The organism is Raoultella sp. T31, from assembly GCF_002806725.1.
Classification (GTDB): Bacteria; Pseudomonadota; Gammaproteobacteria; order Enterobacterales; family Enterobacteriaceae; genus Klebsiella; species Klebsiella electrica.
Map to the genome: position 1 here is coordinate 1 of NZ_PIBO01000051.1, position 21098 is coordinate 21098.

The window sequence follows — 21098 nt, forward strand, 5'->3', positions numbered from 1 at the left end:
GTGGCGGCGTTGCCTTACCCGGCCTACGGTACTGTGTTCGAACGCGACTCATCTGGCCTTGTGGTCCTGACGCCGGGTGGCGGCTTCGCCTTACCCGGCCTACGGTGCTGTGTTCGAACGCGACTCATCTGGCCTCGTGGTCCGGGTGCCGGGTGGCGGCTTCGCCTTACCCGGCCTACGGTGCTGTGTTCGAACGCGACTCATCTGGCCTCGTGGTCCGGGTGCCGGGTGGCGGCGTTGCCTTACCCGGCCTACAGGTGCTGTGTTCGAACGCGACTCATCTGGCCTTGTGGTCCTGGCGCCGGGTGGCGGCTTCGCCTTACCCGGCCGACAGTGCTGTGTTCGAACGTGACTCATCTGGCCTCGTGGTCCGGGTGCCGGGTGGCGGCTTCGCCTTACCCGGCCTACAGGTGCTGTGTTCGAACGCGACTCATCTGGCCTCGTGGTCCTGGTGCCGGGTGGTGGCGTTGCTTTACCTGACATACTGACTCTGTGTTCGTAGGCCGGGTAAGCGCAGCGCCACCCGGCGACAGCAACCTCAGTTCTGCAATACCGACGACACCAGCAGCTGGGTATACGGATGATGAGGATCGTCCAGCACCCGGTCGGTTAAACCGCTTTCCACCACCTGACCCTGTTTCATGACCAGCAGACGGTGAGCCAGCAGGCGCGCTACGCCGAGATCGTGGGTGACTATCACCACGGCCAGATTCAGCTCCATCACCAGACCGCGCAGCAGGTCGAGCAGACGTGCCTGCACCGAAACATCCAGACCGCCGGTCGGCTCGTCCATAAACACCAGCTTCGGCTGGGTCACAAGGTTGCGGGCGATTTGCAAGCGCTGCTGCATGCCGCCGGAAAAGGTGGTGGGCAGATCGTCAATACGCGACGGTGGAATTTCGACATCGTTCAACCACTGTTCGGCGGTCGCGCGGATATTTCCGTAGTGGCGTGCGCCGGTGGCCATCAGGCGCTCACCGATGTTGCCGCCCGCCGACACCTGGCGGCGCAGGCCATCCATCGGATGCTGATGCACCACGCCCCATTCGGTGCGCAGCAGGCGGCGGCGATCCGCTTCACTCATCGCATACAGCGAGCGGTTTTCATACCGCACTTCACCTTCCTGCGGCGTCAGTCGCGCCGAGAGGGCTTTCAGCAGGGTGGTTTTCCCCGAACCGGACTCACCCACGATGCCCAGCACTTCACCGGGCCACAGTTCAAAAGAGACGTCGCTGAAGCCTTTGCCCGGCGCATAAAGATGGGTCAGATGATTGACCGCGAGTAACGGATGGCTCATTTGTTCAGCGCCTCGCTCTGTTGGCGGCAATAGTCGGTATCGGAGCAGACAAACATCCGTTTGCCGCTGTCATCCAGCACCACTTCATCAAGGTAGCTGTGGCGGGACCCGCAAATGGCGCAGGGTTCATCCCACTCCTGGACGGTAAACGGGTGGTCGTCGAAATCGAGGCTCTCCACCGGGGTAAACGGCGGCACCGCGTAAATGCGCTTTTCCCGTCCGGCGCCGAACAGCTGCAGCGCGGGCATCATGTGCATTTTCGGGTTATCGAATTTCGGGATCGGCGACGGATCCATCACATAGCGACCGTTCACTTTTACCGGGTAGGCATAGGTGGTGGCGATATGGCCGAAGCGGGCAATGTCTTCATACAGCTTCACCTGCATCACGCCGTACTCTTCCAGCGCATGCATGGTGCGGGTTTCGGTCTCGCGCGGCTCAATAAAGCGCAGCGGCTCCGGGATCGGTACCTGGAAGATCAGGATCTGATCTTCGCTGAGCGGCGTCTCCGGGATCCGGTGACGGGTCTGGATCAGCGTGGCATCGCAGGTCGCCTCGGTGGTCGCGACGCCGGTGACGCGCTTAAAAAACTGCCGTATCGACACCGCATTGGTGGTGTCATCAGCGCCCTGGTCGATCACCTTCAGCACGTCATGCTCGCCGATGATACTGGCGGTCAGCTGAATACCGCCGGTTCCCCAGCCGTAGGGCATCGGCATCTCGCGGCCGCCGAACGGCACCTGATAGCCGGGAATCGCCACCGCTTTGAGAATGGCCCGGCGGATCATGCGCTTGGTCTGCTCATCAAGATAAGCAAAGTTGTAGCCAGTGAGTGGGTTAACCACGTTCGTTCTCCCGTTGCAGGCGTTTCAGCAGCGCCAGTTCGGCCTGGAAATCGACATAGTGGGGCAGTTTGAGATGCGAGACGAAACCGGCCGCCTCGACGTTATCGGCGTGGGCGAGGACAAACTCTTCATCCTGCGCCGGCCCGGCTATCTCTTCGCCGTAATCCGGCGCCTGTAGCGCACGGTCGACCAGCGCCATCGCCATCGCCTTACGCTCGCTCATGCCGAAGACCAGGCCATAGCCGCGCGTAAAGTGCGGCGGTTCGCTTTCCGGCGCCACGAAACCGTTGACCATCTCGCATTCGGTCATCAGCAGTTCGCCGATATTGACCGCAAAACCCAGCTCTTCGGGGACGATCTCAATGGCGACGTAGCCGCTACGAATTTCACCGGCGAAAGGATGGTTGCGACCGTAACCGCGCTGGGTGGAGTAGGCCAGCGCCAGCAGATAGCCTTCATCGCCGCGCACCAGCTGCTGCAGGCGTGACGAACGTGAGCAGGGATAGACCGGCGGCGCGCGGGTGATGTCGTCGGGCCGGGCGTGGGACTCCTGTTCCGCTTTCGCCAGCCCCTGCTGCACCAGCAGGTTAAAAACGTGCGGTGTGGCTTCCGGCGGCCGTTCGGCGGTGTGCAGCGGCGGTGTTTCGCCGTTGGCCAGCAGGGTGAAATCAAGCAGGCGGTGGGTGTAATCGTAGGTCGGGCCGAGCATCTGGCCGCCGGGAATATCTTTATAGACTGCCGAAATACGGCGTTCCAGGCGCATGCTGGCGGTATCGACAGGCTCGCTCACCGCCAGCCGCTGCAGGGTGGTGCGATACGCACGCAGTAAAAAAATGGCTTCGACGTTGTCGCCGCTGGCCTGTTTGAGCGCCAGCGCCGCCAGTTCACGGTCGGCGATGCCGCCTTCGGTCATGACCCGATCGACCGCAAGGTTTAACTGCTGGGTAATCTGTTCAATGCTCAGTTCTGGAAGCCGTCCGTCGCCTCGTCGCTTATGTTCCTGTAAGGCGTGAGCGGCGGTTATCGCCTTTTCTCCGCCTTTGACGGCCACGTACATTAGCAAACCTCCACGTGAGTGGTGCGCGGGATAGCCAGCAGGCGCTCGCCGCAGGTGAGGATCAGGTCAATACCCAGCGGGAACGGGTGCGGGCGTTCGGTCAGCTCATCGATGATGCAGTCCGGTAGCTGCGGGGCGATCATGCGCTCTTCGGCAATGCCGGCGCCGGTCAGGCGCAGCATGCGTCCGCCGCTGAGGCTGGCGAGCTGGACAATCAGCGTGACGCCAGTTTCCGGGGCGGCAATGGTTCCGGCGGAAAGAACGTTAAGCTGCTCCGAGCTGATGCGTCCGTCGGTGACGGCGAATACCGCCTGCTGCGGCAGTTCCACCAGCGGCGCGCCGGTATGGAAACGTAAGTTCTGGCCGACGAGATCGTTATGCAGCGCTGCGGAAAGCCAGACCGGCGTTTCGTGGTCCGCCAGCGTCAGCAGGAGGCTGGTGGAGGCGATATTCAACGGCTGCCAGCCGTGCTGGAGCTGCTGGAGCGCAACAATGACGCCCGGCTCGCTCATGGCTTTTAGCAGGCGACGAAAACTGTGCTGGGCATCCTGCACCGGTAGGGTAAAAGCGGTTTGTAAGGTCATGCGTTATCTCCGCGAACCAGAGTAAAGAAGTCTACCCGGCTGGCGTTGACTTCGGCGCGTCGGGCTTCAATGCGCGCGCTTCGTTGTGCTTCCAGCGGGGTAATCAGGGTTTCCATTAAGGTGTGAAAATGGTGGGGCGATTGCATCAGCGCGTCGATGGTGGCGCAGCGTTCTGCGTGCGGACGATCGCGGCCCAGTATCCAGCTGTAGCCGATCGTGCCGTCAGGCAGGCGAATGGCGGCGCGGGTCAGCGTCGCGTCTCCAGCGAAGAAACGGTCGCCAATCCCGCCCATCCGTGCCTGGAGCTGTACCAGGCCGGTTTCCGGGGTGCGGATCAGTTCATATTCCGGCGCCAGCTGCAGGGTCTGCATCCGCGCCAGTAGTTCCTCGGGTTCACTGTGGGCCAGCACGGACATCCAGCGCTGGCGGGTTGCGGTATCAAAGTGCATTCAGTGCTCCATGGTGAATTCAATCATGTCCGCCCGGGTCAGGCTGACGGAGTACTCCGTAGCCTGCGGTTCACCCGCACGGTGGTTCAGGGTTCTCACGCACAGCAGCGGCGCCATGTTGGGGATCCCGAGAATATTGCTCTCTTTCGCCTGGGCGCGACGGGCGCTGATTTTGGTGCGCGCGCGGGTCAGTTCGACATCCAGCTGTTGGCGCAGGAAATCGTGCAGTGAGCCCTGGGTGAAGGTTTGCAGCGCTGGCCAGAAGCGCAGGTCGGTGAAGTAGTGGTCGATCAAACACAGCGCGACGCCGTTGACGCGGCGCAGAGTGCGGAGGTGAATGACGTTCTCGCCTTCATTAATGCCAAAGGCTTCGGCGACGTGGCTGCTGGCCGGGCGCAGTACCGACAGCAGCTTTTCGCTGGTCGGGTGGCTGCCCTGATCGAGCAGGTTCTGGCTGAAGCGCGCCTGAGCATTGAGCGGATAGTCGATTGGGCGCATCAGCACCAGCACGCCAACCCCCTGACGACGCTGGACCCAGCCGCGTTCGACCAGCTGATCGATAGCCCGACGCAGGGTATGGCGGTTGACTTCAAAGCGTGTGGCCAGCTGTTGTTCAGCCGGGAGGTAGTCGCCGCAGCGGTAGTGATGGCGGAGTTCCTGCTCAAGTCTGGCGGCGATTTCCTGATACCGGGTAGGATAACTGGTCGGACGTCTGGATAAGTGCATGTCAGTCGAGCCTCACTAAGCAGAAGAAGGGATTTCCCTCTGAGAGTGGCCCGATCCTGACGCGTTTTTGTTACATTCCGGTTAACACGCAATGACCGGAGGATGAAGAGTTGGTGCCAGCTGAGTGACAGGGCGGGAGAGCCCGCCCGAAGGGAGAAGCTTTAAGCTTGTTTGACGACGTTCACCATCCACGGGACGCCAAAGCGGTCGATAGTTTTACCAAAGCCGTGGGCCCAGAAGGTTTCCTGCCAGGCCATCTCGACGCTCCCGCCGTCGGCGAGACTATCGAACCAGCGCTTGCCCTCGGCCAGGTCCTGGGTATCGAGTACCAGGGTAAAGCCGGCGTAGCGATCGGTTTTGTCGCCCGGGCTGTCGCCGAGCATGAGTTCGCTGCCCGCGACGCGCAGGCTGGCGTGAGCGATACAGTCGGCGGATAAATGCTGGCCGGAAGGGCAGCCATCCTCGGCATCCTGCGCACTCTGCGGCATTTCGCCGTAGGTGATTTGGTGGACCAGCTCGGCGCCCAGCGTTTGCTGGTAGAACGCTATCGCCGCCGCGCAGTTGCCGCTAAAGGTGATGTAAGGACTTAAGGGCATAACCATTACCTCAGGTAACGAAGACCCATTAAGTGTAGAAGGTGATGAGCCATCCAGACCAGGCGGCAGAGTCGGGTCTGGAGGCGGCGGCACGCGGGAAATAATCAGGCGGTGCGGCGGAAATATATCCGTTCATTTATCCCGGCGACCGTTTCAGTCGCGGGGAAATAAATCCCCGGTGACGGGGAAATAGAATTAGTTCTTTTTGACGAACTCGGATTTCAACTTCATCGGACCAAAACCATCAATTTTACAGTCGATGTTATGATCGCCTTCCACCAGTCGGATATTCTTCACTTTGGTACCTATTTTCAGCATCGAAGAGCTGCCTTTTACCTTCAGATCTTTAATGACGGTCACGCTGTCGCCATCGGCAAGTAAATTGCCGTTAGCATCTTTTACCACCAGGGCGTCATTATCATCAGTTGGCTCGGCATTGTTCCATTCATGGGCGCATTCCGGGCAGATAAACATGCCGTTATCTTCATAGGTGTACTCAGACTGGCATTTCGGGCAGTGTGGGAGTTGCATGACGTTCCTCATGATTACAGGGAAAAACAGGACGTTGGTCCATTAAACGCTGGCTGATAGCCGAAAGTGTGCGTGATTATAGCGTATTCCCGCATTTTTGTCGGGACTTTTTTTATGATAATAGGGTGGAGAAAAAGATTATATTTCGCAGCAGGTGCACTACGATATTTCGTAGGGGGACATGTCGGCATGGCCGAGGAAATAAATCACGCTGTTGTCATAATTATGGAACTTATTAATATTATTTGGCTCTGTTATATGGCGGCGTTTTTTTTGTGAAGTTGATCCCGAATTTAAACGCTGTTAGGGTAAAAAAGAGGAGTGCGTAAATTCAGCAAAGTTATGCGTAACTCCATTAACTGACTACTGCCAGAGCAGGCGTCAACAGGTTCGGTTGTACAGACTGTCAGCAGACAGTGCAGGCAAACCTGCTACGCTTGAGAAGAGGAGCACAGCGATTCGCCGCTCCCAACGCACAACGCCGACGGCTTTGCCGTGTGGCGATGATTTGTGTGCTCACGGCGAAGCTTTAGAGGAAAAATATGCTTAAAAGGAAAAAAATAAAGCCAATCACTCTGCGTGATGTCACCATCATTGACGATGGTAAGCTGAAAAAGGCTATCACCGCAGCATCGCTGGGTAATGCGATGGAGTGGTTCGATTTTGGTGTGTATGGTTTTGTGGCGTATGCCTTAGGTAAAGTCTTCTTCCCCGATGCCGATCCCAGCGTGCAGATGATTGCCGCGTTAGGGACATTCTCCGTTCCGTTCCTGATCCGTCCGCTGGGCGGTCTGTTCTTCGGTATGCTGGGCGATAAGTATGGTCGGCAAAAGATACTGGCCATGACGATTGTCATCATGTCGATCAGTACCTTCTGTATCGGTCTGATTCCGTCCTACGCCTCGATTGGTATCTGGGCGCCGATTCTGCTGCTGCTGTGTAAAATGGCGCAGGGCTTCTCGGTGGGCGGCGAGTATACCGGCGCGTCAATCTTCGTCGCTGAATACTCTCCAGACCGTAAGCGCGGCTTTATGGGCAGCTGGCTGGACTTTGGTTCGATCGCTGGCTTTGTGATGGGTGCCGGCGTGGTGGTGCTGATTTCCAGCGTGGTAGGGGAAGAGAACTTCCTCGACTGGGGATGGCGTTTACCGTTCTTCCTGGCGCTGCCGTTAGGGCTGATTGGTCTCTATCTTCGCCATGCGCTGGAAGAGACTCCTGCGTTCCAGCAGCACGTCGATACCATGGAGCAGGGCGATCGTGAAGGGTTACAGGAAGGGCCGAAAGTCTCCTTTAAAGAGATTGCGACGAAACACTGGCGCAGCCTGCTGACCTGTATCGGCCTGGTGATTTCCACCAACGTGACCTACTACATGTTGCTCACCTACATGCCGAGCTACCTGTCGCATAACCTGCATTACTCGGAAGATCACGGGGTGCTGATTATTATTGCGATCATGGTCGGTATGCTGTTCGTTCAGCCGATTATCGGGATGCTCAGCGACCGCTTCGGCCGTCGTCCGTTTATTCTGATCGGTAGCGTGGCGCTGTTTACCCTGTCGATCCCGGCCTTTATCATGATTAACAGCAACATTATCGGCCTGATTTTCGCGGGTCTGCTGCTGCTGGCGGTGGTGCTCAACTGCTTCATCGGGGTGATGGCGTCCTCGCTGCCGGCGATGTTCCCGACCCATATTCGCTTTAGTGCCCTGGCCAGCGCCTTCAACATCTCGGTGCTGATTGCCGGTCTGACGCCAACCCTGGCGGCCTGGCTGGTGGAAACCTCGCAGAACCTGATGATGCCGGCTTACTACCTGATGGTGATTGCGGTCATCGGCCTGATCACCGGCGTGTCGATGAAGGAGACGGCGAATCGTCCGCTGAAAGGGGCGACGCCTGCGGCATCGGATATTCAGGAAGCGAAAGAGATCCTTGGCGAGCACTACGATAACATCGAAAACAAAATCGAAGATATCGATCAGGAAATCGCCGATTTGCAGGAAAAACGCTCTCGTCTGGTGCAGCAGCACCCGCGTATTAACGAGTAAACCGTACCTGCATTAAACGCTGCCGCCGCGGGCTTCCCCGGCGGCATTTTTTATGCCCGTTTGTGCGCCGGTGGACGATTTGATTACCCGCCACGGCGGCTGGCTGCCGGGGGCATCGTTAGTCGGTTCTGTATGAGACCGGGGCGGATTTCTGTCGGACGGTTGCCCGGCCGACAGATTTTACGCCATCAAAAGATTGCCGCTCTTTTGTCGGCCCGCACAGAAGCGCGCACTTTGCTACAGGCTTAGCTATGCGTCAGAAAGCGGGCCAGCTGTTGCTGCAACAGCCGGTTTTCGCGGGTCAGCCGCGCATTTTCATCCAGCAGCGTTAACGCCACCGCGATACCCGGCCAGTCCAGCTCCAGCTCCCGACGCAGGCGCATCGCGCGGTGGACTATCATCACCGCGCTATCATCGAACAACCAGACCTCGGTCAGCGGCTGGCGCGGTTCAATCACGCCCAGGCCGACGATTTCCCGCAGATCTTCTTCGGAAACGCCGGTATGCAGACAAAACTCGGTCATCGTAAACGTCACTGCCATTTTCGCCATTATGCTTTCCCCCATGCTTGACGCGGCTCAAAGCCAGCCTCTGCATCGGCCAGCTGTTGCCAGAGCGCGCTGGCTTTCTCATTCGGTTTGGGCGGCATGACGATTTTAATCACGGCATATAAATCGCCGGTGGTCGTTTTGCCAGCCAGCCCTTTCCCTTTAATACGTAAACGCTGCCCCGCCTGGCTACCCGGCGGGATGGTCAGCAAAATGCTCTCTTTGAGCGTCGGGATGGTCACTTTGGCACCAAGCGCCGCTTCCCACGGTGCGAGCGGCAGAACGATTTCCAGGTTATGGCCCACAATATCGAACAGCGGGTGCGGAGCAATGTGGATAACCAGCCACAGGTCGCCGTTTGGTCCGCCGTTTTCTCCCGGCGTTCCCTGACCTTTGAGGCGGATGCGCTGCCCGTCGCTGACGCCAGCGGGGATTTTCACATTCAGGGTCTTCGGCGTTTCGCTTTCGACCATTCCGAAGACGTTATAGACCGGCAGTTTGTAGCTGATGGTGCGCATCTGCTCGGCCAGAGTCTCTTCAAGGAACACCGCGACTTCAATTTCTAAATCATGGCCGCGCGCGGCATGCTGGCGGCGGGACTGGTGCACCTGCTGGCCAAACATCGACGAGAAGATGTCGTCAAAATCCTGCTGGCTGTAGCTTTGTTCGTGGGCGTGCTGTTGACGGTTAAACTGCGGGTCGTTGCGATGCTGCCAGAGCTGGTCATACTCGGCGCGGCGCTGTTCATCTTTCAGAACTTCCCAGGCTTCGGCGAGATCTTTAAATTGCGCTTCGGCATCGGTTTCTTTGCTGACATCGGGGTGATATTTACGAGCCAGGCGGCGGTAGGCGGTCTTAATTGTTTTTAGATCGTCTGTTGGCTTAACCCCTAGAATGGCATAATAATCCTTTAATTCCATGGCGTTATCTCATTTGACTTACTACGGTGATCACGACTTTCAGTCATAAGCTTAGGGCAAATGAGGGCGGGTGGGGAAGGAATCTGGCGGAAACTTGACGCCGTCGGGATTGACGGCGTCTGGCGGCGGGCGCTTACCTGGCCGGTCGCGCCCGGCCGCTGCGGCGAAGCCCTTCCAGCAGCACCAGCGCCGCGCCGAGAGCGCCAGCAATAAGCGGTAGCGCATCGGGTGCCTGCGGAAACAGGCGAACGATAGTGGGGTCCGTCACCCACATCGCGCCGGCTATCCAGCCGATAAGGGCGCCTCCCAGCAGGATAACGACCGGGAAGCGGTTAAGGATCGCCAGCACCAGTTTACTGCCGACCACGATGATTGGGATGCTGATCAAGACACCCAGCGCGACCAGCAGCAGGTGGCCTTTGCCGGCGGCGGCGACCGCCAGCACGTTATCCATCGACATAATGACATCGGCCACCGTGATGGTGACGGCAGTCCGCCACAGGCTGCCTGAGCTGCCAATCTCTTCATCTTCATCCTGACGGGCAACCAGCTTGATACCGATCCATAGCAGCAGGAGCGCCCCGACAATTTTCAGCCACGGCAGAGAGAGCAAGTAGACGGCGATGGCCAGCAGCAGAACGCGGGCCAGGATGGCGCCGAAGGTGCCAATAACAATCGCCTTTGTACGCTGCTGGGGCGGCAGCTTGCGGCACGCCATGGCGATCACCACCGCATTATCGCCGCCCAGCAACAGGTCGATTGCGATGATTTGTAGCAAAATAACAACAACATCCCACTGATTGAATAGCTCGTTCATGCCTGACTCATACCATGTAAAAAAAGGTTCCCTCAAGGGAAAACCGCAGCAAGCGTACCCCTGTTCTGACGTATTGACCACCGCCCGGAAAAAGAGCGCGGGAGTTGCCCAGGTGTGATTTTGAAAAATAAAGTTACGAATCAATGCATCGTGCCGGGATGATTCACCGGAAAAGGATGGTACTTTGTTTTGTCACACCCACCTGCCGTTTACTCATCGCAAGGATTATCCTCATGGCTGGTACGAAAAAAATATTGACTGGCGCGCTGCTGGGCGTCTCGCTGCTCCCGGTTTTGGCCATTGCCGCGCAGGCGCCCGCAGCAACCTTTACCCCGGAGCAGGAAGCCCGCATTGGCAAAATTGCCGCGGATTATTTAGTCGCACATCCTGAGGTTCTGCTACAGGCGAGCCAGAAGCTTCAGCAGATTCAGCAAGAACAGCAGGCGAGCGCGGCCACTCAGGCCGTGATTAAAAACCAGGCTGCGCTGACCCTGGATAAAAATACCCCGACCTACGGACCGGCGAATGGCAAGGTGACCGTGATCGAATTCTTTGATTATCAGTGTATTTACTGTAGCCGCCTGGCGCCGGTGATGGAGCAGGTGATTAAAGAAAATCCGCAGACCCGGTTTGCGTTTAAAGAGTGGCCCATTTTCGGCAGTCGCTGGGAGGCTTCGCTGACGGCGGCGAAGACCGGCCTGCAAATTTATCAGCAGAAGGGCGCAGAAGCTTATCTGACCTACCATAACGGGATTTATGCCACCGGGCGTAACGAAGGGAAGCTGACGGCTGCGGATGTACAGCAGCAGGCGAAGAAAGTGAATTTCGACGCCGGGAAAGCGCCGGATGTTGAGGCGGTCCTCGAGAGCACCAACCAGCTGGCGCAGGAGATTGGCTTAAGCGGAACGCCGGGGGTGATCGTGATGCCGACTACCGGCGCCACCGAAGCCACGATTACCGTTTTCCCGGGGCTTGCGGATAAAGACTCGCTGGATGCGGCGATTAAGAAGGCCGGCGGCTGATAATCGAGCGTCCGCCTGGCGGCGGGTGCTTCTTGTTAGCGTTGGCAGCAGCGCGGCCATGATACTTGGCATCTCGCGCCCCTGGATCAGCACGCACTCAATACAGGCGTTGGCGATTGCCGAAGCCAGCTTCTCCGCATTGGGTTCAGTGTCGCGCAGTATGTCATCCATTCGCGCCGTCTGGCGCTGGTCCTGGTCTTTCCCGTTTACTGGTGGTCGATGCCTGGTCTGCTAAAAGGCTGGATCGATCGGGTGTTTTCCAGCGGTTGGGCCTATGAGGAGACCGCCGATGGCAAGGTGCTGAAGAAGCTGGGTCGCCTGCGGGTACATCTGGTTGCGTTAGGCGCAGCGAGCCAGAAAACGTATGATAAGCATGGGTTTAGCGATGCTTTTAATGCGCAAATTGTCCACGGGATTTTTGATTACTGCGGGGCTGCGGTAGCCAGTTCAAACCTGCTGCTGTCGCCTGAGCTGGAAACTGCGGAAGCCCATCTGGAGGCCGGGCGCCAGCCTGGCAAGGTGATGTCTGGCTGATGCGCATGTCGCGAGCTAATTGCGATGCGTAGTTTCAAACGAAATGCTTCTGGCGACATTTTTGGTGTTAGCGAGACGTGCCGTATTGTATAATCATTCAATTCCCCCTTTGGAAAACAATGATGAATAAACTACAGCGTTTCGAAAGTCTTGGCGATAATTGTGAGTTTGCTTTCTTTCTAAGAGAGTCAGGTTATGATGAAGGAAGCTAGTTTCGCTGGACATTAATAAAAAACTATCATGCTCTTCTAAAGTTAATAGAATCTGATTTTGCAGATTTTTATATTTATGAAAACTTGACACCTTCCTGGCAGGATATGGTGCTTGACCAAAAACATGACCTTTGTTTTCATACTGAAATGTATAGTGACAATATAAATGATTGCTGGTCCTGGCGTTATTCTGAGCAGGAAAATAATCTTATTTATAAAAAAGAAATGGATAAGATTAAATATTTAACTGACAAGTTCAGAAAAAGCCTTGCTGATGAAAATAAAATTTTTGTCGTAAAAAGTAATGGCAATAATCTTGATGATATTGCATTGGCACTATCAAAGGAGTTTAAGAAACATGGTAACAGTAAAATACTGTATGTGAAAAGTGATGCGGATAGTTCAAAGGTCGGTGAAATCACTAAAGTCACTGATAACTTTTTTACTGCGGTAATCGATAGATTTGCAGACTATAGTCGTGCGAATGAGTACTCGCGTGAAGGCTGGCAGGCAATAATTAATAATGCTGTAGCAGTTATGTGATTTTCAGGCAGCGTATTATTATACGCTGCCTTTTTCAACTTGTCGTAATAAAGCATGTTTTTGGATAATGATTCAAAAGTGAATAATTATAAACAGCTTCATTTTTGTAGTATGAGTTAGGATAGAAGTTTACTTCTTTACCAAGCAGAGATGCTAAAATTGCCACATGCAGTCTGTCGGTGTTGACAATTTTATACTCTTCAAGAAAATTTATCATGCAACGGGTAGAGTTGCGCGCCAGAAATTCATTATCCCAATAGTCGCCGTTCCAGGTGAGCGAAATATCATGGTTGTTTTCTTTATAGTCTCCAGTTAGCGATTCGGAGTCCGTTCTGAAGCAATTGGCCTGTTTTTTATAGACAGGTTTAAGTGACAGGTATTTACTAAGATCGAGATAAAATGCCATATCATCAGTAATGAATACGTTCTTGTTTGTTTCGTAGTTGAGAGATTTAATATAATCGAAAGTGGTATTTTCTCGGCAAAAAACAACTAGCTTATCAATGTTGCTAGTGAATAAATCGCTATACCCTCTGATTGTCGACGGCATGATTATTACTTTATGAAATTTTTTAATATTATTGTGGATAAAGTCACGACCTTCAGAATACAATCCTTCTATCAAGTTTCCTCCGCCGCCAAAAATTAAAATATCAGTATCAGAGTTGTAGTGCTCGCCATCTCTGTAAGGGACATAGGTAAGAGCATTTCGTTCGAAAAAGTCATACGTCGCAGATGCAATCACGCCATCACCAGCATTACCAGGGTTTGCCTTATAGACAAATCGATGAGATGGATGATAGGATTTTAGAAATAAATCAAATTTTAACTCTGCATTGGCCATTTTTTATCCTGTTTAACAGAAGCTACCGATTGCTATCTTATACTACTTCAACTCACTCATTATTATAGAAAAGTCTAGGTTACTAAGGAAAGATTACAATGAAGAAAGTTCTTATAATGACGCCGGACATTGAGGGGCCTGTCCGTAACGGCGGCATTGGTACTGCTTTCACTGCCCTTGCCACTACTTTGGCAAAAAAGGGGTATGATGTCGATGTATTGTATACATGTGGTGACTATTCGGAATCATCTGTATCAAAATTTAGCGACTGGTCACGTATTTATAGTACCTTTGGTATCAATCTGCTAAGCACCGGGCTGGTAAAAGAGATTAATATTGATGCGCCTTATTTTAGAAGGAAAAGCTATTCAATTTTGCTGTGGTTGAAAGAAAATAATATCTATGACACTGTTATTTCTTGTGAATGGCAGGCAGATCTTTATTACACTTTATTAAGTAAAAAGAATGGTACTGATTTTGAAAACACGAAGTTCATTGTAAATACTCACAGCTCAACGTTATGGGCTGATGAAGGTAATTACCAGCTCCCATATGATCAGAATCATCTTGAACTCTATTATATGGAGAAAATGGTGGTTGAGATGGCGGATGAAGTTGTTAGTCCGTCTCAGTATTTAATTGACTGGATGTTGAGTAAGCACTGGAATGTACCTGAAGAACGCCATGTCATTTTAAATTGTGAGCCATTTCAAGGGTTTGAAACAAGAAGCGATGTTATAGTTAAAACAAATGAAAAACCAGCTTCTGGCGTTGAGCTTGTATTTTTCGGCCGGCTTGAAACCCGTAAAGGGCTTGATATATTCCTCCGCGCATTAAGAAAACTATCTGACGAAGATAAAGAGACCGTCTCTGGTGTAACCTTCCTCGGAAAAAATGTCACGATGGGGAAAACTGATTCATTTACCTATATTATGAATCAGACTAAAAATTTGGGACTCGCAGTTAATATCATCAGCGATTATGATCGTACCAATGCCAACGAATATATAAAAAGAAAAAATGTATTAGTCATCATCCCATCGCTTGTAGAAAACTCACCCTATACCGTTTATGAATGCTTGATTAATAACGTTAATTTCCTCGCCTCAAACGTTGGCGGAATTCCAGAGCTTATTCCGCAGGAACATCATGCGGAGGTTCTGTTTACTCCTACACCTGTCGATTTATACGGTAAAATTCACTATCGGTTAAAAAATATAAATATCAAACCAGGGCTTGTTGAATCACAAGAAAATATTAAAGAAGCCTGGTTTGCCGCAGTTGAACGAAAAAACAACTGCGTATTCAAGAAAATCGATGAAGCTAACAGCCCATTAGTTAGCGTGTGTATCACTCACTTCGAACGTCACCATTTGCTCCAGCAAGCACTCGCCTCAATAAAATCTCAGACGTACCAAAATATTGAGGTTATCCTGGTCGATGATGGAAGTACGACAGAAGAGTCTCATCGTTATTTGAATCTCATCGAGAATGACTTTAACTCACGAGGCTGGAAAATCGTCCGTAGTTCTAATAACTATCTGGGCGCTGCAAGGAATTTGGCTGCGCGACACGCCTCCGGCGAATATCTGATGTTTATGGATGATGATAATGTCGCTAAGCCTTTTGAGGTGGAAACGTTTGTTACGGCAGCATTAAACTCCGGGGCCGATGTGTTAACCACACCAAGCGATCTTATTTTTGGTGAGGAGTTCCCTTCTCCGTTCCGTAAAATGACGCACTGCTGGCTTCCGTTAGGACCTGATTTAAATATCGCCAGCTTTAGTAACTGCTTTGGCGATGCTAATGCGCTGATCAGAAAAGAAGTTTTCGAAAAAGTGGGCGGATTTACTGAGGATTACGGTTTAGGTCATGAAGACTGGGAGTTTTTTGCCAAAGTATCGTTACAGGGATATAAATTGCAAGTCGTCCCGGAACCTCTATTTTGGTATAGAGTTGCAAACTCCGGCATGTTGTTAAGTGGAAATAAGAGTAAAAACAACTACCGTAGTTTCCGTCCATTTATGGATGAGAATGTTAAATATAACTATGCAATGGGGTTGATGCCTTCCTACCTCGAAAAGATTCATGAGCTTGAGAGCGAAGTGAGTCGGTTGCGCAGCATTAATGGCAGTCATTCAGTCAGTAATGAGTTACAGCTTTTAAATAATAAGGTTGATGGTCTTATTTCTCAGCAGAGAGATGGTTGGGCCCATGACCGCTTTAATGCTCTGTATGAAGCAATTCATGTCCAGGGCGCAAGACGAGGCACCAGTCTGGTTCGCCGGGTGGCCAGGAAAGTGAAGTCAATGTTAAAATAAAATAATTCGCGGGGCCTGAAAGGGCTCCGCGAAAATAATGTTAACTTTCAGCGAATTTTAATTATTCAGGAGCAATAGATTCACCTCCTGATATCAGAATGTTTTTTATCCCATCATTTATGTTGGATTGCCAACAAGCAGAATATTTATTCTGGCGTTGAAACGCTGCTTTCAGACTGTGCTACCCGTCATCAGTGAAAGTGGGACCTCAGAGAGTAAGGTTTAAACTCTAAAATGAAAGCTATCGCTACGGTTACGAACTCTATCAGGTGTCGCTTATCATATGCCGCAGTCGCGGATTTCTAAGCGGGACCCGCGGCTATAACGGGGGCTAAGCGGGAACTGGCGATAAGAGGGCGCTCTGACGCTACGGGCAGTGTGAAGGGAGGCAGTCTGAGATGGTAACGTGCTGATTGCCGGCAATGGCGAGATAGCGCAACTTTGTACGCCGTGCAAAAAGTGGGAAAAGTCTGTGGAAGAGTTCTGTATCGCGCGCTGGCCCCGAAGGGGTGAGCGGCTTGCCGCGAATAATCGAACGAAGTTCGATGGAGAGTCCGTATTGCAGAAAGCAAAAAACCAGCCCGTAGGCTGGTTTCTTTAAATAGTGGTGCCGGACTCGGAATCGAACCAAGGACACGGGGATTTTCAATCCCTGATTTAAACACGCATAGAACGTTTGTTACCTGTAAACCGTACACAGGTGACTTATATGCATGTAATTTCAGTAATTTCTACCAAAGGCGGTGAAGGTAAATCCACTCACTCCGCTAACCTGGCTGGCTTCTGTGCCGACGCCGGTATCAAAACCCTTCTGATTGACGGCGACTATGCCCAGCCTACTACCTCCAGTTACTACTCCTTACGTTATGAAGCGCCATGTGGTCTTTTCGAATTGCTGATGCATACCGTGGATCTCAACCGTCCTGAGCAACTGATTTCCCGGACCAGCATTGATAATCTTGATCTGATTATCTCGAATGATCCTCATGAACAACTCAAGACGGCCATGATGCACGCGCCGGATGGCCGTATTCGCTTACGTAATCTGCTCCAACATCCGCTGTTCGCTCATTACGATGTGATCATCATTGATTCGCAGGGCGCTCGTTCCATCATGCTGGAACTGGTACTGCTGGCAACATCACATACGGCAGTAGCGATGGTTAAGCCAGTGGTGCCGGATGTCCGCGAGTTCCTGAGAGGAACGGTAACGCTGATGGAAGAACTGCTTCCCTACCGTGGGTTTGGTATTGCGTTGCCGCCGATGAAAGTCCTGGTCAACTGCATGGATTACACCCTGCTGGCTGAAGAAGCGCTGAGTGCATTAACCACGATTATTGCTGATGGAACGTATAGCAAAGCAGATATTCCCCCTGTCACTCTGCTCGAAACCCAAATCTACGATCTTGAAGTCTATAAGCTAGGTCATACACGAGGGCAACCCGCTCACCGCCTAGAATACCATACAGACCGTAAGAGCCTGCCAGCTGCGCAGACCATGCACGATCTAGCCTGTGAATTATTTCCCGAATGGCGAGACAGCTTTGGAGCGGTACTGGAAAACCAGCCGAAGGGGGATAAGTAATGACACTTTATCGTGCAAATTACAGTCTCGTAGCTCGCGATGGCCGGGTAAAAGTTGATGAGCAATGGGTCTTTTTTGAAGCCAAAACCTATTCTGACGCTCTGGAAAAAATCCCTGGCCTACTGGAGGCGATGTGGGAATGTTGTGAATTCCAGCTCGAAGTATGGGGTCTGATGCCGGATAACCAGCTTGTTGATCTCAGCATGGATATGGAGACTGATTCCCCCCGTGACTGGCGTTTATTTGAGGTCGGTTATTCCAATGGTTCCGCCGTTTATCTTGATGCCGAACGTGATGGCTGGCCGCTGTTTCTCGTCTCCCCGTCCTGGCTGGCCCGTCTGAATAAAGCGTTGGTTGAATGTCGTAGTGTCGGAGGCCAGCATGAATAACGTCGAACAGATATCGCCGCCGCATTCAGTCAGCGCCGAACAAGCCGTCCTTGGTGGCTTGATGCTTGATAACGATCGCTGGGATGACATTGCCACGATTGTTTCTGCTGACCGCTTCTACTCGCGGCCGCACGGTGTGATTTTCTCCGCAATGCAGACGTTGCTACTTCAGAATAAACCCATCGATTTAATTACCCTGGCTGAATCAATGGAGCAGCAGGGGACGCTGGAGCAGTGCGGCGGTTTTGCCTATCTTGCCGAACTTTCCAAAAATACGCCCAGCGCGGCCAATATCGTGGCTTATGCGGAGTATGTTGCCAGCTACGGCCAGAAACGTCAGTTACTGGCGCTGGGGTACGATCTGGTCGGGCAGGCCAGCGACGCCAGAAGTGACCTGATGATGTTACTGGATGAAGCTGAGCGCCGCATCTTTGCCATTGCCGAACAGCAAGCTCCGGATGACAATGTTGATCTGCCAGCTTCACTAGAAGTCTTCCTCAACCGATTAGAGCAACGTTGCGGTAGTGAAGATCTCATTACCGGTACGCCTACCGGCTTTGTTCAACTGAATACGATGACTAGTGGCTTCCAGTCCAGCGACCTGATTCTACTGGCTGGTCGTCCGTCGATGGGGAAAACCGCGCTGGGGCTGGCATTTTGCGAAGGGGCATTGAACGAGCGCCCGGATATGGCGGTGCAGGTCTACAGTCTGGAAATGCCTACTGAGCAGTTATTGATGCGCTTTACTGCCATGCTGGGGCGTGTTCCTCTGCAACATCTGCGCAATGGCGATATGCAGGATGAAGACTGGGCACGGGTCAGTGCAGCAATGAAAGTCCTGCTTGAGGACTGGAAAGGTCGGCTGGTGATTGATGATTCCAGCTATATGACACCGACAATCCTGCGCTCCCGGGTGAGAAAGAATATCCGTAGATACGGCCATCCCTCGTTGATTCTGCTGGATTATCTGCAACTGATGCGCTGCCCGGGGCAGGAGAACCGGACGCAGGAGATCGCGGAAATATCCCGTTCACTCAAAGCGCTGGCGAAAGAAATTGGCTGCCCGGTAGTGGCGCTGTCACAGCTCAACCGGTCACTGGAAAGCCGGGCAGATAAGCGCCCGAACAATGGCGATCTGCGTGACTCCGGGGCGCTGGAGCAGGATGCCGATCTGATTATGTTCGTCTATCGGGACGAAGTGTATGACGCCGATACGCATGAACCGGGTGTGGCCGAAATTATTCTCGGCAAGCAGCGTAACGGCCCGATTGGCACCGTAAAAGTGCAGTATCAGGCAGAGATCACCCGTTTCGAGGATTTCACCGGAGGTCGCTATGACTTCTAAGAAATCCAGCCAACTGGGCGAAAAGCTACTTCAGCGGGGTCGTACTCCGAATACTGAAAGCTCCCCTGTGGTGTTGCCGGTCAATGAAATGCCGATGGCGCTGACGCTGGAACAGTTGCGTCCCAATCCGGATAACCCCCGAACCTCCCGTAATCCGAAGTATGAAGATATCAAAGCGTCGATCCGCGCCCGGGGGCTGGATTCGGTGCCAAAAGTCACCAGAGATCCGCAAAACCCGGAGGATGTTTATATCTTCAGTGATGGCGGCAACACTCGCTATTCCATTCTGACGGAACTGTATGCAGAAACAGGCGATGAGCGTTTTCGCCGTGTTCAGTGCATCGTGAAACCGTGGCCGGGGCGTTTGCAGTGCGTTATCGGCCATCTGGCCGAGAATGATGTGCGTGGCGAGCTGTCATTTATTGAGAAAGCCTTTGGCATCGAGAAGGCGCGAGCTATCTATGAGGAACAACTGGGGCGAGAAGTGAGTCAGCGCGAACTGGCCGATCTGCTGAAAGAGGCGGGTTATCCGGTTCACCATTCGAATATAAGCCGTATGGTGGCAACAATCGAACACCTCTGGCCGTGGATGCCCAACCTGCTTCATTCGGGGATGGGACGGCCCCAGATAACCCAGCTTATCGCGCTACGAACTGCGGCGGAAAAAGCCTGGCAAACATTCAGCCAGAACGTCACGTTGCCGCCGGAACAGGAATTTAATGATGTATTTGGCGGTGTCTGCCGTGCTTTTGACGACCCGGATCACTACTCAGCCGACATCTTTAAAGAAGAGCTGATTGCGGTCCTGCTGAAGGCAATGCCCGATCCGCAACTGACCTATGATAGCTGGCTGATTGAGCTTGACCCGCAGGAACAGAACCGGCGCAAACTGTTTGGAGCGCCGGAGCCACTTCCCCAGCATGTTCTGGATGCAGACAAAACCCATGATGAGCCTTCACCACCACCGGCTGCTGAGCCGCCCTCCGTTGCCATTGATTCCGGATTAAAGGAGAAAAAGCCTGTCACTACCGGGGGCGACCCTTCTGATCATATTGATCTACCGCCCGATGAAGAACAGCTGGATCTTTATGGGGGGAATATACCTGGAGATTCGACATCTGAATTACCCGACGCTCCTCCAGGTGTTGAGCAAGAGCCAGGTGATTGTACTGGCGGCCAGTTTCAGGAACCGCCAGCAAACACCATTACTTTTGCCGCAAGTGGGCTGGAGCCGGTAACCGACATCTGGCATATCCCGGTGTTACAGGATGATGTTGAACATCTACAGGACATCGCATTTCGCCTGGCGTTCGAACTGGCGGAGGTGATGGGGATTGAAGATGCTGTTCAGGAAGATAAATCTCTCTTGGGCGCAGGATATTCTCTCCCGCCAAATGCGAATGGTGAGCTGCTGGCCGCATTGTGCGGTGGCGGATCTTATACCCCGTTATCGGCCTTAACCGGATTTCTTCTCGGTGCGTCCAGTCCGTTTGATGAACCCTTATTCAATGATGTGTATACAGTGAAATTTCTGCGTTTAATCAGGGTAGTGCGCCGGTTGCGCGAGCTGCAACGCCAGACATTCGGGGAGGGCGCAGCATGAAAGCTGACTGGGTTGATGAGGCGCAGGAAGTGACCCAACTGATGGTCGATAGCCAGGTCGAGCGGATTCGCTCTTCATTGATATCACCGGCGATATCGTCCGCTGAATGTGAACTCTGCGGACATGAGATCCCGGAAGCCCGTCGCAGAGCTGTTCCGGGCGTCAGGCTGTGCGTTGAATGTCAGACCATTGCCGAGTTTCGGCGGCGTGTTGGATATGGAGGATTCGATGAAAGCTGAAGCCACATCATGGATCGTTATTCTGCTTTGTTTTCTGGTATGGGCT

At 53.2% G+C, this 21098-nt stretch carries 22 protein-coding genes and 1 pseudogene; 11 read left to right on the forward strand and 12 right to left on the reverse strand.

From position 1 onward, the window contains the following. Positions 1–538: 538 nt before the first annotated feature. The 8 genes from phnK to CWM52_RS23435 all read right to left on the reverse strand — a co-directional run bounded on the left by phnK (position 539) and on the right by CWM52_RS23435 (position 6085). On the reverse strand, positions 539–1297 hold the full coding sequence (phnK, locus tag CWM52_RS23400; RefSeq protein WP_100686272.1) for a phosphonate C-P lyase system protein PhnK: 759 nt from the start codon (positions 1295–1297) through the stop codon (positions 539–541). Further along, entirely contained in the window at positions 1294–2142 is an 849-nt protein-coding gene (locus tag CWM52_RS23405; protein ID WP_100686273.1) for an alpha-D-ribose 1-methylphosphonate 5-phosphate C-P-lyase PhnJ, read from the reverse strand. Before CWM52_RS23405 ends, phnK begins: the two co-directional genes overlap by 4 nt. Further along, positions 2135–3199 (reverse strand): carbon-phosphorus lyase complex subunit PhnI, encoded by a 1065-nt coding sequence (locus CWM52_RS23410; protein ID WP_100686274.1) that lies wholly within the window; start codon positions 3197–3199, stop codon positions 2135–2137. The genes CWM52_RS23405 and CWM52_RS23410 overlap by 8 nt, the downstream gene beginning before the upstream one ends. After that, complete coding sequence (gene phnH, locus CWM52_RS23415; protein ID WP_100686275.1) at positions 3199–3783, reverse strand: phosphonate C-P lyase system protein PhnH; 585 nt, start codon at positions 3781–3783, stop codon at positions 3199–3201. Before phnH ends, CWM52_RS23410 begins: the two co-directional genes overlap by 1 nt. Then, entirely contained in the window at positions 3780–4232 is a 453-nt protein-coding gene (gene phnG, locus CWM52_RS23420) for a phosphonate C-P lyase system protein PhnG (RefSeq protein WP_100686276.1), read from the reverse strand. The genes phnH and phnG overlap by 4 nt, the downstream gene beginning before the upstream one ends. Beyond that, on the reverse strand, positions 4233–4958 hold the full coding sequence (phnF, locus tag CWM52_RS23425; protein WP_100686277.1) for a phosphonate metabolism transcriptional regulator PhnF: 726 nt from the start codon (positions 4956–4958) through the stop codon (positions 4233–4235). It lies immediately after the preceding gene. 161 nt (positions 4959–5119) lie between these two features. Then, positions 5120–5554: a VOC family metalloprotein YjdN gene (gene yjdN, locus CWM52_RS23430; protein WP_100686278.1), complete on the reverse strand. Its 435-nt coding sequence runs from the start codon at positions 5552–5554 to the stop codon at positions 5120–5122. A gap of 195 nt (positions 5555–5749) precedes the next feature. Beyond that, on the reverse strand, positions 5750–6085 hold the full coding sequence (locus tag CWM52_RS23435; protein ID WP_100686279.1) for a zinc ribbon domain-containing protein YjdM: 336 nt from the start codon (positions 6083–6085) through the stop codon (positions 5750–5752). Between the two features lie 542 nt (positions 6086–6627). Between CWM52_RS23435 and proP the strand changes: the two genes are divergently transcribed. Beyond that, complete coding sequence (gene proP, locus CWM52_RS23445; protein WP_100686281.1) at positions 6628–8130, forward strand: glycine betaine/L-proline transporter ProP; 1503 nt, start codon at positions 6628–6630, stop codon at positions 8128–8130. A gap of 245 nt (positions 8131–8375) precedes the next feature. Here proP and cbpM read toward each other — a convergent pair whose 3' ends face one another. The 3 genes from cbpM to CWM52_RS23460 form a co-directional block, all read right to left on the reverse strand. Further along, complete coding sequence (gene cbpM / locus CWM52_RS23450; RefSeq protein ID WP_100686282.1) at positions 8376–8681, reverse strand: chaperone modulator CbpM; 306 nt, start codon at positions 8679–8681, stop codon at positions 8376–8378. Continuing rightward, positions 8681–9598, reverse strand: coding sequence for a curved DNA-binding protein (gene cbpA, locus CWM52_RS23455; protein WP_100686283.1), 918 nt, complete (start codon positions 9596–9598; stop codon positions 8681–8683). Before cbpA ends, cbpM begins: the two co-directional genes overlap by 1 nt. A gap of 133 nt (positions 9599–9731) precedes the next feature. Continuing rightward, on the reverse strand, positions 9732–10415 hold the full coding sequence (locus CWM52_RS23460) for a TerC family protein (protein WP_100686284.1): 684 nt from the start codon (positions 10413–10415) through the stop codon (positions 9732–9734). 233 nt (positions 10416–10648) lie between these two features. Between CWM52_RS23460 and CWM52_RS23465 the strand changes: the two genes are divergently transcribed. The 4 genes and pseudogenes from CWM52_RS23465 to CWM52_RS23480 all read left to right on the forward strand — a co-directional run bounded on the left by CWM52_RS23465 (position 10649) and on the right by CWM52_RS23480 (position 12726). After that, positions 10649–11437 carry a DsbA family protein gene (locus CWM52_RS23465; protein WP_100686285.1) on the forward strand — a complete coding sequence of 263 codons (789 nt, stop codon included), beginning with the start codon at positions 10649–10651 and terminating at the stop codon, positions 11435–11437. 58 nt (positions 11438–11495) lie between these two features. Beyond that, the gene (locus tag CWM52_RS27215) at positions 11496–11672 is read left to right on the forward strand and encodes a hypothetical protein (protein ID WP_206057734.1); all 177 of its coding nucleotides are present in this window, start codon (positions 11496–11498) and stop codon (positions 11670–11672) included. Next, positions 11621–11971: pseudogene (locus CWM52_RS23475) on the forward strand (NAD(P)H-dependent oxidoreductase); the annotation flags it as partial. The gene CWM52_RS27215 and the pseudogene CWM52_RS23475, both read left to right, overlap by 52 nt. Positions 11972–12288: 317 nt before the next feature. Next, entirely contained in the window at positions 12289–12726 is a 438-nt protein-coding gene (locus CWM52_RS23480; RefSeq protein ID WP_227521333.1) for a hypothetical protein, read from the forward strand. A 34-nt stretch (positions 12727–12760) separates the two neighbouring features. Here CWM52_RS23480 and CWM52_RS23485 read toward each other — a convergent pair whose 3' ends face one another. After that, positions 12761–13570 (reverse strand): polysaccharide pyruvyl transferase family protein, encoded by an 810-nt coding sequence (locus CWM52_RS23485; protein ID WP_100686286.1) that lies wholly within the window; start codon positions 13568–13570, stop codon positions 12761–12763. 98 nt (positions 13571–13668) lie between these two features. On the opposite strand from CWM52_RS23485, the gene CWM52_RS23490 reads away from it, so the two are divergent. The 6 genes from CWM52_RS23490 to CWM52_RS23515 all read left to right on the forward strand — a co-directional run bounded on the left by CWM52_RS23490 (position 13669) and on the right by CWM52_RS23515 (position 21052). Beyond that, positions 13669–15891, forward strand: coding sequence for a glycosyltransferase (locus tag CWM52_RS23490; protein ID WP_100686287.1), 2223 nt, complete (start codon positions 13669–13671; stop codon positions 15889–15891). 709 nt (positions 15892–16600) lie between these two features. Next, entirely contained in the window at positions 16601–17476 is an 876-nt protein-coding gene (locus tag CWM52_RS23495; RefSeq protein ID WP_100686288.1) for a ParA family protein, read from the forward strand. After that, positions 17476–17865: a hypothetical protein gene (locus tag CWM52_RS23500; protein ID WP_100686289.1), complete on the forward strand. Its 390-nt coding sequence runs from the start codon at positions 17476–17478 to the stop codon at positions 17863–17865. The genes CWM52_RS23495 and CWM52_RS23500 overlap by 1 nt, the downstream gene beginning before the upstream one ends. Next, complete coding sequence (gene dnaB-PI / locus CWM52_RS23505; RefSeq protein ID WP_100686290.1) at positions 17858–19210, forward strand: SPI-7-type island replicative DNA helicase; 1353 nt, start codon at positions 17858–17860, stop codon at positions 19208–19210. The genes CWM52_RS23500 and dnaB-PI overlap by 8 nt, the downstream gene beginning before the upstream one ends. Further along, on the forward strand, positions 19200–20813 hold the full coding sequence (locus CWM52_RS23510) for a ParB family protein (protein WP_100686291.1): 1614 nt from the start codon (positions 19200–19202) through the stop codon (positions 20811–20813). Before dnaB-PI ends, CWM52_RS23510 begins: the two co-directional genes overlap by 11 nt. Beyond that, positions 20810–21052 (forward strand): TraR/DksA C4-type zinc finger protein, encoded by a 243-nt coding sequence (locus tag CWM52_RS23515; protein WP_100686292.1) that lies wholly within the window; start codon positions 20810–20812, stop codon positions 21050–21052. The genes CWM52_RS23510 and CWM52_RS23515 overlap by 4 nt, the downstream gene beginning before the upstream one ends. The last annotated feature ends 46 nt before the right edge of the window (positions 21053–21098 follow it).

Bases quoted from the DNA above. Each gene is read 5' to 3' on its own strand.
- CWM52_RS23490 (WP_100686287.1), top strand. From the start codon at position 13,669: ATGAAGAAAGTTCTTATAATGACGCCGGACATTGAGGGGCCTGTCCGT.
- CWM52_RS23495 (WP_100686288.1), top strand. From the start codon at position 16,601: ATGCATGTAATTTCAGTAATTTCTACCAAAGGCGGTGAAGGTAAATCC.
- phnG (WP_100686276.1), bottom strand. From the start codon at position 4,232: ATGCACTTTGATACCGCAACCCGCCAGCGCTGGATGTCCGTGCTGGCC.
- CWM52_RS23460 (WP_100686284.1), bottom strand. From the start codon at position 10,415: ATGAACGAGCTATTCAATCAGTGGGATGTTGTTGTTATTTTGCTACAA.
- CWM52_RS23480 (WP_227521333.1), top strand. From the start codon at position 12,289: ATGGTGCTTGACCAAAAACATGACCTTTGTTTTCATACTGAAATGTAT.
- CWM52_RS23465 (WP_100686285.1), top strand. From the start codon at position 10,649: ATGGCTGGTACGAAAAAAATATTGACTGGCGCGCTGCTGGGCGTCTCG.
- CWM52_RS23410 (WP_100686274.1), bottom strand. From the start codon at position 3,199: ATGTACGTGGCCGTCAAAGGCGGAGAAAAGGCGATAACCGCCGCTCAC.
- phnF (WP_100686277.1), bottom strand. From the start codon at position 4,958: ATGCACTTATCCAGACGTCCGACCAGTTATCCTACCCGGTATCAGGAA.
- phnK (WP_100686272.1), bottom strand. From the start codon at position 1,297: ATGAGCCATCCGTTACTCGCGGTCAATCATCTGACCCATCTTTATGCG.
- CWM52_RS23515 (WP_100686292.1), top strand. From the start codon at position 20,810: ATGAAAGCTGACTGGGTTGATGAGGCGCAGGAAGTGACCCAACTGATG.
- cbpM (WP_100686282.1), bottom strand. From the start codon at position 8,681: ATGGCGAAAATGGCAGTGACGTTTACGATGACCGAGTTTTGTCTGCAT.
- CWM52_RS23510 (WP_100686291.1), top strand. From the start codon at position 19,200: ATGACTTCTAAGAAATCCAGCCAACTGGGCGAAAAGCTACTTCAGCGG.
- CWM52_RS27215 (WP_206057734.1), top strand. From the start codon at position 11,496: ATGATACTTGGCATCTCGCGCCCCTGGATCAGCACGCACTCAATACAG.
- proP (WP_100686281.1), top strand. From the start codon at position 6,628: ATGCTTAAAAGGAAAAAAATAAAGCCAATCACTCTGCGTGATGTCACC.
- CWM52_RS23500 (WP_100686289.1), top strand. From the start codon at position 17,476: ATGACACTTTATCGTGCAAATTACAGTCTCGTAGCTCGCGATGGCCGG.
- phnH (WP_100686275.1), bottom strand. From the start codon at position 3,783: ATGACCTTACAAACCGCTTTTACCCTACCGGTGCAGGATGCCCAGCAC.
- CWM52_RS23435 (WP_100686279.1), bottom strand. From the start codon at position 6,085: ATGCAACTCCCACACTGCCCGAAATGCCAGTCTGAGTACACCTATGAA.
- yjdN (WP_100686278.1), bottom strand. From the start codon at position 5,554: ATGCCCTTAAGTCCTTACATCACCTTTAGCGGCAACTGCGCGGCGGCG.
- dnaB-PI (WP_100686290.1), top strand. From the start codon at position 17,858: ATGAATAACGTCGAACAGATATCGCCGCCGCATTCAGTCAGCGCCGAA.
- cbpA (WP_100686283.1), bottom strand. From the start codon at position 9,598: ATGGAATTAAAGGATTATTATGCCATTCTAGGGGTTAAGCCAACAGAC.
- CWM52_RS23485 (WP_100686286.1), bottom strand. From the start codon at position 13,570: ATGGCCAATGCAGAGTTAAAATTTGATTTATTTCTAAAATCCTATCAT.